Below are 10,464 nucleotides of genomic sequence, written 5' to 3'. Positions count from 1 at the left end.
CCGGCGACCTCGGGTCAATCTCCTCGCATGAGCAGCAGCCCGGCCTCTTCAGCAGCGCCAGGATCCGCAAGCGCGTCGGATCAGAAATCGCCCGGAGTTGCCGGAGGAGCTGCTCTTGGTTTCGGCCGGTCGCTTTCATCGGGTGCCATTATATAGATGTCCATCTATATGTCAAGAGTCCCGATGTGAGCTTTGAATTGTTGGGGATAGGTGAAAACCAAGGAAGGATGAGGACCCGCTTCACCGCCGTCTCTTGCTTATTCGAGTTTCATGATGAACCCCGACTGAGTCGGGGGGACAGCCTGCCCTGCCTGCCCTGAGCGGAGCCGAAGGGAGCCTGTCGAAGGGCATCTCAGCGCCGATGGTTCGGTTGCGCTCACCACTAAGGATTCTTCGCCCCGACAAAGTCGGAGCTCAAAAGACATCAACCAGGCACGTGGGGCGTCCAGTACCGCCGTACCAATCCTCGCTTGCGCAATTGGTACAGCGTCCTTCCGCCGCGAGAGTATAATACCCGGCATGGCTTCCTCTCCCGCACCAGGGAAAAGTGTTCCCAGGAAGCCTGCCCCGATAGAGGCGGGGCCCGCCCTGCACCGCGATGCTACCGGGCCCGCTTTTCTCTTTACTCCCCGCCCGCGGCATGTTGAGTTTTGGGAGAGCCTCAAGGCCGTCCTCGCTCCCAGGCCAAGTGCCGGGCGCTGGGTGATCCCTGCTTTTCAAAAGGTCTGGGTGGAGGGAAAGTTCCCCGCCAGACCGATGACCTGCTCGGTGCTCTGGCACATCTGGCTGGTCACGTTTCCCTTTTTCATTGCTCCCTACATTCCCTATCACCCGAGCCCTCGACCGTCCCGAAGGCTCGGGACGCCACGCATCGAGCTAACCTGGTACGCGCCGGCGCCGAATCTTCCGGAAGTCTCGCCCGGCCCAAGCTCGCCTCTGCCAAAGAGAGAAGTAGCCCGTGGGGCCACTGCATATCATCCCCGGCAGACGATCATTTCCCGGCCGCTCAAGATCAATCACCCGCGGCAAACGCTCATTCAGCCGAGATTCCCGCCGCCACCCAAGGACATGAACGTCCACCTGCCGAACATCGTCTTGTGGCCCGTCCCGCTTCGCGGGATGCCTCGGCCAAAACTTGCCCTTGCCGGTGGCCTGAAGCTTCCCAAAGCGAGACCGCAGGTAGCGCTCCCCGAAGCCCCCAATGCCGAGCACCAGCCGGCCCCATTCAACTTGGTCCCGCAGAGCGGGATGACGAATCTTCAGCCAAGTCTTTCTCTCGAGGCTGGCCGGGTGGTTGCGCGGACGGCACAGGAAGCAGGCGGCCCGGGACCAGAAGCTCCCTCGGCCCTGGGGCCAGCCCCGATAGCATCGGGGCCAGCCGGCGGGGGACTCGATCAGTCGGCAGTGGATCGCCTCATCGCTTTGTCGGCCAACCCGGCTCCACCCTCCCCAGGGATTCAAATTCCTGAGGGCAGCTTGGGAGCCGAAATTGCCATCGGGCCGATGGGGACGAAGCCGGGCTGGCCTAGCGGCGATTCCAGGCTTAACGTTGCGACGGCCGGTGGCGGTCCGGGAGGCGCAGGGACGGGCGCAGGAACCGGATCGGGCGACGGGGCCGGCACAGATGGACCTCAAGTGCCCGGCGTGAGCATTACCGGAGGAAACGGCCCAACCAGCGTGTTCGCTTCCCTGCCAGCTCATCCGGAGCCGGCGCCGCGAGCCCCGATTCTATCGGCGCGGGCCGATATCCCGCGGCCGGAATTGCCGCCCACCGTGGATCGAGCCCAAATCAGCGAACTTGAGAAGAAAGTTTTCGGGATCAAAAAAATCTATACCCTCACCGTCAACATGCCGAACCTGACGAGCGTGTCGGGTAGCTGGATAGTGGCCTTTTCCGAGCTGAACGAGCCGGTCCAGAACCGCGCCGAGCCTCCCGAAGCCTCGGGACCGACCAGCGCCCCGCCGGCAAAAAGTCTCCGGGCGTACCTGTCCACGAACATTGCTGAGCTAGCCGGGCGCCTCGCTCCTGGCCCTGCACCGTCCGGGGGCAGGGCTGGTGCAGCCGCGGCTGAACACGCCGCCCGGCCAGCAGCGAGGCCTAGCGCCGGCGATGGCCCGGCGGATTCGCCTCGACCGGGTGGGGTACACAAGTTGACGGCGCCCTTCCCCGCGCGCAAAGTGGATCCCAAATATCCGCCCGAAATGATGCGCGAACGCATTGAGGGCGAGGTGGTGCTCTACGCCATCATCCGCAGGGATGGCAGCGTGGACTCCGTAAGAGTGATCCGAAGCCTGGATTCCCGGCTCGATGACCACGCCATGCGCGCCTTTGGCCGTTGGACGTTCGAGCCCGCGCGCGTCAATGGCGAAGCGGTGGATTTGGAAGCCCTTGTCCACATCCCGTTTCGTTATCAGCCACTTTTTTGAAAGCCGTTTAGTAATCCCGCGACTGGGGGGCAGTGCCGAGTGCCAGGTACCGAGTTTCGATTTTCGATTTTCGAATTTCGTTTTTCGAGTTTCGTTGCTATGATATTCGCTGCACGGAGAGGTGGCCGAGAGGCTGAAGGCGGCGGTTTGCTAAACCGTTGTACTGGCTAAAACCGGTACCGTGGGTTCGAATCCCACCCTCTCCGCCAGAACCTTGAATAGGAACATCGAACTTGAGCCCAATTTGCGTGAGGGGCTCAGAGGCCGTTACTCCTCTCGCCGCAGTGTCCGCAAAGCTTTCCCCAATTTCTAATCACGAATTTCTGTTGGATCGGCTGGTTGGGTCCCCTCCCGATTCCTGGAGAAGAGGAAGGCGTATTCTCCTGAAAGCCATTGAAGAAAAGACCGCAAACGCCCTGACGGCTCGTCATGAACGGCCACTCGGGACCAAGAGGAATCCGCCCGCAGCGCGAGTGGAGGCCGCGTCGAAGAATTCGGATGGACTCTTGGGTGAAAATACGCTACTTACTTTTCCACGGAAATCGGGACAATACCCGGTTTCGGGGGTGAATCATGAAACATCGGATCCTCGTGGTGGCCTTAGTGCTTGCCGTCTTTCCGCTGACGAGTCTTGTCGTCCGCGCGCAGCCTACGGGTGAAGCTCAACTGCTTACGGAGGAGAACCTGAACAAGCTTCTCCCCAGCAGTATTTTTCTGGATGGCGAGAACGCGCCGGTTCAAAAGCGCAATGCGGTGGGCACCAGGATGGGAAATGGGAAGCTGCTCATCGTGACCCTGATCGACACCTCAGGTTACAGTTCGGCATATCAGGAGAAGTATGTCGGCGTGCTCCTTACCCAGGGCGATTTGATGTTCGGCAAGAGCGAAATCAAGCCTGGAGCCTACGGTCTGGGGAGAAAGAAGAGCATGGCCGGCGCCGAGGAGTTGCATACATTTGTGCTCTACGATATCGGCGGCAATACGATCGCCGAGATTCCCGCGGAGAAGGATGAGAAACTCCGGCCCGTCAAACCAATCCAGCTCAGCGTCGGTGCGTTGCAGCCGGCCCGACTTTACTTGGGGCGATATTTCGTGGCCATCTCTTCCCGTTGAAGGACGGGCGGAGACGACGCCGTCGCAGGACTACAGCCCAGTCCTCTTCTGGGCGACAAGCGGTTCCGCACCGGGATCAGGATATCCGCCGCTGCCCGAGAGGCGTTGAGCGAACTGCAGTGACCGCGGAGAACAACCGCAAACCCGGTGCGCGGTGATATGATCACATTTGGGGGCGAATATTCTTTCGCGCACGCTTGTGGCTCTTTGGGGGGCGCATGATGAAAGCAGCGGTGGTAACGCGGCTGGGCCGGCCGGAGGTTCTTGCCCTGCGCCAGGAGCCGGACCCCGAACCGGGCGAAGGCCAGGTGAGGATTCGGGTAGCGGCGGCGGGCGTCAATTTTGCCGACATCCTTGCCCGCATGGGACTTTATCCCGGCGCGCCCAGGCCGCCCTTCATCCCCGGTCTCGAATTGAGCGGAACGATTGAGAAGATCGGCGCCGGCGTGCCGGCATCGCGAGTTGGCGAGCGCGTCCTGGCGCTGACGCACTTTGGCGCCTATGCCGAGCGGGCGGCGGTGCCGGCGGCGCAGGCGATTCCGATTCCGCAAGCCATGAGCCTCGAAGAGGCCGCAGCGTTGCCGGTGAACTATCTAACGGCCTACCACATGATCTTCCGCATGGGAAATCTCCAGCCGGGCGAGCGGGTGCTGATTCACGGGGCAGCGGGCGGGGTGGGCCTGGCCGCCATCCAGCTTGCCAAAATCGCTCAGGCAGAAATTTACGGCACGGCATCAGCATCGAAGTTTGATTTTTTGCGCCGGTTGGGAGTGACGAACCTGGTGGATTATACGAAGCAGGATTTCGAAGCCGAAATTCACCGCATGACGCGTGGCGAGGGAGTGGATCTGGCGCTGGATGCGGTGGGTGGCAAATCGTTCGCGAAGAGTTATCGCCTGCTGCGCTCGGCGGGACGCCTAGTCGTCTATGGTTTTTCAACCTCAGCCCGAGGGAAGAGTCGCAACGCCGCGCGAGCCGTGGTGGAGTTTCTTCGCACGAAGCGCCACCACCCGTTGAACTTGATGCGGGACAACAAGGCGGTCATCGGCGTGCATCTTGGCCGGATGGGGTCGCGGGCCCAAGTCCTCGCGGAAGAGCTTCAGGCCCTTTTCCGCTTTTACAATGAGGGTCGGATCCGGCCACACATCGGCAAAACCTTTCCGCTCGCCGAAGCGGCCGCTGCCCATCGCTTCATTCAAGACCGCAAAAACATCGGCAAGGTTTTGCTCAACTGCGCCGTTTGAAAAGGTTGCCAAGAGACACCACCTTCGCTACGCTCGATGCCAGTCGGGCCTCATCATCCGATAAGCCTTAAGAGGAGGTAGAAAGATGCCACGCAGAAAAATATTCTGGATCTCGCTGGCGGCCTTGATGCTCATCACCGCCCTGGTCCTGGCTGAGGCCACGGTGACCGAAGCGGTGGTTTGCACGGGCGTCGAGCAGCGCGAGCCCAAGGGAGCGGCGGAGACTTTCGATGCCGGCGTGGGGCAGCTCTTCTGCTTCACGCGCATCGAAGGAGCCGCTGGAACCACCATCAAACACGCCTGGTATTGGCGCGATGCCTTGCAGCGGGAAATTTCGCTTCCGATCGGCGGCAGCCCCTGGCGCACCTGGAGCCAGAAGAACATTCAGCCGAGCCAGACCGGGGCCTGGCGGGTGGACGTGGTTGCCGAGGATGGCGCGGTTCTGAAATCGTCAAATTTCACCGTGGGAAAGAAGTAGCTGTCCTGGTTGCTTCCCGGTGATTTTTTCCTCACAGAGATTCTTGGCCCCAAAGCCCGAACAATGGGGAGTCAGGCTGACGACCGTGGCTCCGGGGGCCAGCAAGGCGCTGAAAAAGTGTTTTCTTCTGTCATCCTGAGCGCCGCGAAGGATCTCGCTCTTCAACAAATCAATTGGTTAGGAGATTCTTCGTCGTCCCGAGGCTTCGGGACTCCTCAGAATGACAGATGGGACGAGTTCTTCAGCTCCCTGTTAGATGTCAGCTTCTAATAGAAGAGATATTTCCGCCATCTTTCTTCTTGCGAGCCAATCATGCGCATCAAGTGGCGGCTGCTATGGAGGGTGAAGGGCCGGGGTTTGCGGATGAGCCTCAAGCCAGCCTCCTCCGGCGTGCGGTCGCCCTTGAGGTTGTTGCAGGCGTAGCAGGAAGCGACCAGATTTTCCCAGGTGGAGTGGCCGCTGCGCGAACGAGGAACCACGTGGTCAAGGGTCAGCTCGGCCGAAGGGAACACGCGGCCGCAGAACTGGCAGGTGTTGCGGTCGCGCAGCAAAATGTTTTTTCGCGAGAGGGCGCGAGTCTGGTGGGGGATGTGGCGGTATTCAAGCAACCGGATGACGGACGGCACGGGAATCACCATCCTCGAGGAATGCACCACACTGTGGTTTTGCTCCTCGGTGCGAGCTACCCCCTTGAGCAGCAAGATCAAGGCGCGCCGCACGGCGGTGATATTGATCGGTTCGTAGGTGGCGTTGAGCACCAGAACCGGCGTTTGCAAGATAGCAGGTGACATGGCCCGTGTTTCCCCAATACCGTTCCCGCTAATGGGCCCGCGCGATCGTCAGCACCGCCACCGAGCGAGCCCCGGCGCGACGTAATGCCCTGGCGCAGGCATGTACCGTGGCGCCGGTCGTATAGACATCATCTACCAGTAAGATGCGAAGCTTGTCAATTGTGACGCCCGCCCGTACCGCGAAGGCTCCCCGAACGTTGATCCGGCGCTGGGCAAAGGTGAGTCCGGTCTGCGGGCGCGTCTTGCGATGGCGAAGCAGAAGGGCTTCGCGCACCGGCAAGTCGAGCTTCCCGGCCAGGGCGCCGGCCAGCATCGCCGACTGGTTGAATCCACGCTCGCGTTGGCGCGAGCGATGCAACGGCACCGGCACGATGGCGTTGATTTCGCCGAGTTCGAACTCCTCTTGCGCTGTCTGGGCGACGCGAGTTGCCAGAAAATCCTTCAGGGCTTGCACGCCACGATACTTGAAGAGCTGAATCACTTCGCCCAGCGGGCCATCGTATTCGCCGTAGCTGCGGACGCGCTCAAAGGCGTACGCTCCCACACGGCAGCGCCGGCACAGCAAGGTGCCCGAAGCGCCGGGAAGGCCGTACATTTCGCGCTCACAACCTTCACACCTCGCTTCGCGGGAGAGCGGCCGGACCGAAGCCAGACACGCGGCGCACACCGGAATGCGAGAGGCTTGAGAAAGAATTTCCTGGCAGAGTGCGCAAGGAGCGGGGAAGAGCAAACTCGAAAGACTGTCGAGAACCCCGCCCAGGACGGGGCTGACGGGGGCGAATCGACTTAGAAGATTTGCACGGAAAACGTTCCTCCGGGTGCCGTTCCAACTTCAGGCTGAGTTTTCGACAGCTTAGCACCCACGCGTGATTTCTCGCTCCAGCTCGTTGTTCCGCTCAAATAGTTGGAACGGCACGGGCAACCTACAGAAGGCCTTTCTCCTGCTTCTCCTGGCAACTGATGCAGTGCCGCGTCCAGGGTACTGCTTCCAAACGCTTCTGCTGGATCTCTTCATGGCAGGAGACACATTCGCCGAAATTCGCGGACTTCGCCCGCTTGAGCGCTTCCTCAATCAGCGCCACGATGACCCGGTCGTGGTTCGACTGCGAGAAAAGAAACTCTTTGGTGTAGGAATTGGCAGCCTTGTCGGCCAAGTCCTGGGTCGGGTCATAATCGGCTTCGCGGCCATCCTGCTCGGCCTTTGAGACCACCCGCAGCAGCTCCTCGCGCTTGATCACTAACTTCTTCTTGTAATACTCAAGCCGCTTCTTGTCCACCGGTCACTCAGACCCCCTCATTGACCTAGCCACAAAAGCGCCATTTTATGCCAAAGAGCCGACCGAGTCAAGAATGTCAGGATGGCGCTTCCCGGCAAGGGCAACGGGCATGCGACGCGCCCCGGGCGGGCTTCCCGCTTGACTTCCCGCGCCGCCTGCTCTATAAGCGGCGGGAGTCGGTTTTTCCGGGAAAATCAAGCCTTTTGGTCCGAGGTGAGCTCATGAACCTTCGCGTCTTTCGTCCTTTCGTACTTTTCCTTTTGCTTGCTGGGATGGGTCCGGGCACTCCTGCGGCGTTGGCCCAAACCTATCGCGGTCACATCGCCGGGGTAATCACTGACGCTTCCGGGGCGGTGGTGCCTGGAGCCAAAGTGACCGTTACGAATGTTAACACCGGTCTCGCGCGCGAAACCAATACCGATGCCGAGGGCTACTACGCGGTGGCGGAGCTGCCGATCGGTGAGTACAGCGTAAGCGTGGAAAAAGAGGGATTTCAGACAGCGGTGGCCAAGGGCCTTCGGGTCGGCGTGGCGGCGGAAACGCGCGCCGACATCACCCTCAGTCCCGGCGCTCTCGGGCAACGCCTCGAAGTCGAGGCTACCGTGCCGCTGGTCGAGACGAGTTCCAATGTGCTTGGCGGCACCTTCGAGACAAAGCAGGTGCTCGATCTGCCCGTGAATGGCCGCGACTTCACCAAGCTGCTCATCATGGTACCCGGCGCGCTTGGCGAGCCGAACGCCGGCGGCGACTCCCCGGGGTCGTACGGCCTTTTCAGCGCCAACGGCAACCGCGGCCGCTCGAACAACTTCCTCCTTGACGGCACGGACATGAACGACGGCTTCCGGAACCTCCCGGCGATCAACCAGGGTGGCGTCTTTGGCACGCCGGGGACCATCTTGCCGATCGAATCTATCGCCGAGTTGCGTGTGCTTTCGAATTTCGAGCCTGAGTATGGCCGGAACTCCGGCTCGGTCGTGAACATCGTCACTAAGAGCGGCACCAATGAGATTCACGGCAGCCTGTTTGAGTACTTCCGTAACGACGTGCTCAATGCGCGCAACTTCTTCAACTTCGAGCGCGACGCCTCAGGAAACCCGCTGCCCAAAGATAAATTCCGCAACAATCAGTTCGGCATCGCCGTTGGCGGACCGCTGGTGAAAGACAAGACCTTCTGGTACTTCACCTATGAAGGACAGCGGGAGAGATTGGGCATCGCGTCAGTGAATACGGTGCCCACCGACCAGGATTTTGTCGACGCGCTCACGAATTTGGATTTTGACACAAGCCTCCCGATCGCCACCAACCTGGACGTGAACCCGGTGATCCGCAACCTCTTCTCGCTCTGCGCCAGCAACGGCGGGTGCTCAGGCGGGAACGATGTTTGGCCGGCCCCCAACATCCCTGGCGCTCCGCCCGGCAGCCCCAACTCAGTGGCGAGCGCGCCGGCGTTCAACGATCTGTATAGCCTGATTTTCAAGCTCGACCATAATTTCAACGAACGCAATCAGCTTAGTGGGCGCTACTTTTTCGGAAACAGTGAACAGAGCTTCCCGCTGGGCACTGGTGGCGGCAACATCCTCCCGAACACGAACACGTTCTCACCCATTCGCACGCAACTTGTGGCGATAAGCTACGTGAGCGTCCTTTCTACCGCGCAGGTGAATGAGGCTCGGTTCGGCTGGAACCGCTACCGGAACGGTTTCTTCGCTGCTGATCGCGACGTCTTCGGCAACCCGGCCAGCTCGCTGCAACTCAATACCGGCGTCACCCGAGAACAGGATTTCGGCCTGCCGACGATCCGTGTGAGCGGCTTTGCCAGTCTGGGTTCCGCTCCCTACGCGAATCCCCGGAACCGCGTGGACACCAACTTTCACTTCATTGACAACTTTTCTTGGAAGCTGACGCGCCACGAGGTGAAGTTCGGCTACGAATTCCGTCGCACGGCGATCAGCTCCTTCTACGACACGAACTTCCGCGGCGTGCTGGCATTCGACGCGCTGGAAGACCTGCTCGCCGGGGACGTCTCGGGCGGGCGGATCGCCACCGGCAACGCGGACCGCGAGACCGAGCAAAATTCCCACGCGTTCTACATTCAGGACTCGTTCCGATGGTGGTCTAACTTCACGCTCAACTTCGGCGTGCGCTGGGATTACTACGGTGTCATCAAAGAAGCCAAGGATCGCTTCAGCATCTATGATCCGCTCGATACCGATGGCGATGGGTTCGGTCTGCGGCTCAAGCCCGACCTCTACGACAAGGATCTGAACAATTTCGCACCCCGCGCGAGTTTCGCCTGGGACGCGAGGGGCAAGGGGAAGACGGTGCTGCGCGGCGGGTTCGGCGTAGCGTACGACATCTTCTCCCACGACTTCTTCATCGGGCAGATTCCCTGGAACTGCTTCAACTGTCCGGGGATCGCGTACAACGCGGTGGGGCCGGACGCGCTTTTCCTGTCCACCTCGCCGATGTCTCCGCTGGATCCCATTGAGCCAGTATTCGATCCGACCACGACCGGCCCGGGCTCGGGAGACACCCTCGAAGTCTTCACGGTCGATAACGTTCGCACCCCTTACGTATATAATTACAACTTGAACCTTCAGCAGGAAATTTTCCGCAACGCGGTGCTGCAAATCGGTTATGTGGGTTCGAGCGGGAGGAAACTGTTCCGGTATCGCGACATCAACCAGCCCAGTCAGGCGGCCATCGACGCTTACGATCCGGTGGCGAATGACAGCAATTGCTGCGTGCTGCGGCCCTTCGATTCGGACGCGCCGATGAGCGCGGTCGCGCCGAATCAGCCGTTCTATGTCAACCAACTCGAGACCTCGGCCAATTCCAACTTCAACTCGTTGCAGGTCTCTTTCTCCCAGCGCGGGTGGCGCGGGCTGACCCAGCAGGTTTCCTACACTTGGTCGCACGCGATTGACACGGCAAGCGACGGTCAGGACTACGTGCCTAACGCCACGCAGCCAGATGACAGCACCAACCCGCGGGGTGATCGCGGCAACTCGAACTTCGACACGCGCCACCGCTTGGTCTGGTCCATGGCCTACGAGTTTCCTAAGTGGGAGGCGCTGGGCCGGCTAGGTGAAGGCTGGCAGATCAGCAGCGTGCTGACACTCATGAGCGGCCAT

8 protein-coding genes and 1 tRNA gene are annotated in these 10,464 nt (G+C 60.7%); 6 read left to right on the top strand and 3 right to left on the bottom strand.

Annotation, left to right across the window (positions count from 1 at the left end; genetic code table 11):
- The first annotated feature begins 702 nt into the window (after positions 1-702).
- From VIH17_06705 to VIH17_06685, 5 genes are all read left to right on the top strand, one after another.
- Positions 703-2,427, top strand: a complete 1,725-nt coding sequence (locus tag VIH17_06705; GenBank protein ID HEY4682923.1) for a TonB family protein — start codon at positions 703-705, stop codon at positions 2,425-2,427.
- Between the two features lie 115 nt (positions 2,428-2,542).
- A tRNA-Ser gene (locus tag VIH17_06700) sits at positions 2,543-2,636 on the top strand.
- Positions 2,637-3,000: 364 nt separating this feature from the next.
- Positions 3,001-3,540 carry a hypothetical protein gene (locus VIH17_06695; GenBank protein HEY4682922.1) on the top strand — a complete coding sequence of 180 codons (540 nt, stop codon included), beginning with the start codon at positions 3,001-3,003 and terminating at the stop codon, positions 3,538-3,540.
- Positions 3,541-3,758: 218 nt separating this feature from the next.
- On the top strand, positions 3,759-4,784 hold the full coding sequence (locus VIH17_06690) for a medium chain dehydrogenase/reductase family protein (protein HEY4682921.1): 1,026 nt from the start codon (positions 3,759-3,761) through the stop codon (positions 4,782-4,784).
- Positions 4,785-4,869: 85 nt separating this feature from the next.
- On the top strand, positions 4,870-5,262 hold the full coding sequence (locus VIH17_06685) for a DUF2914 domain-containing protein (protein HEY4682920.1): 393 nt from the start codon (positions 4,870-4,872) through the stop codon (positions 5,260-5,262).
- A 266-nt stretch (positions 5,263-5,528) separates the two neighbouring features.
- Here VIH17_06685 and VIH17_06680 read toward each other — a convergent pair whose 3' ends face one another.
- The 3 genes from VIH17_06680 to VIH17_06670 form a co-directional block, all read right to left on the bottom strand.
- Positions 5,529-6,053 carry an HNH endonuclease gene (locus VIH17_06680; protein ID HEY4682919.1) on the bottom strand — a complete coding sequence of 175 codons (525 nt, stop codon included), beginning with the start codon at positions 6,051-6,053 and terminating at the stop codon, positions 5,529-5,531.
- Positions 6,054-6,081: 28 nt separating this feature from the next.
- Complete coding sequence (locus VIH17_06675) at positions 6,082-6,783, bottom strand: ComF family protein (protein HEY4682918.1); 702 nt, start codon at positions 6,781-6,783, stop codon at positions 6,082-6,084.
- 193 nt (positions 6,784-6,976) lie between these two features.
- Positions 6,977-7,330, bottom strand: coding sequence for a TraR/DksA C4-type zinc finger protein (locus VIH17_06670; protein ID HEY4682917.1), 354 nt, complete (start codon positions 7,328-7,330; stop codon positions 6,977-6,979).
- Positions 7,331-7,551: 221 nt separating this feature from the next.
- Between VIH17_06670 and VIH17_06665 the strand changes: the two genes are divergently transcribed.
- Positions 7,552-10,464: TonB-dependent receptor (locus tag VIH17_06665; protein ID HEY4682916.1), on the top strand; the 2,913-nt coding region annotated here is incomplete at its 3' end.

The organism is Candidatus Acidiferrales bacterium (assembly GCA_036514995.1).
Lineage (GTDB): Bacteria > Acidobacteriota > Terriglobia > Acidiferrales > DATBWB01 > DATBWB01.
The sequence above is the reverse complement of the archived record's forward strand: the minus strand, read 5'-3'. Positions and strand labels throughout refer to the sequence as shown.

Excerpts from the sequence above, each read along its gene's own strand:
- VIH17_06695 (HEY4682922.1), top strand. The coding sequence starts at position 3,001 with ATGAAACATCGGATCCTCGTGGTGGCCTTAGTGCTTGCCGTCTTTCCG.
- VIH17_06690 (HEY4682921.1), top strand. The coding sequence starts at position 3,759 with ATGATGAAAGCAGCGGTGGTAACGCGGCTGGGCCGGCCGGAGGTTCTT.
- VIH17_06685 (HEY4682920.1), top strand. The coding sequence starts at position 4,870 with ATGCCACGCAGAAAAATATTCTGGATCTCGCTGGCGGCCTTGATGCTC.
- VIH17_06680 (HEY4682919.1), bottom strand. The coding sequence starts at position 6,053 with ATGTCACCTGCTATCTTGCAAACGCCGGTTCTGGTGCTCAACGCCACC.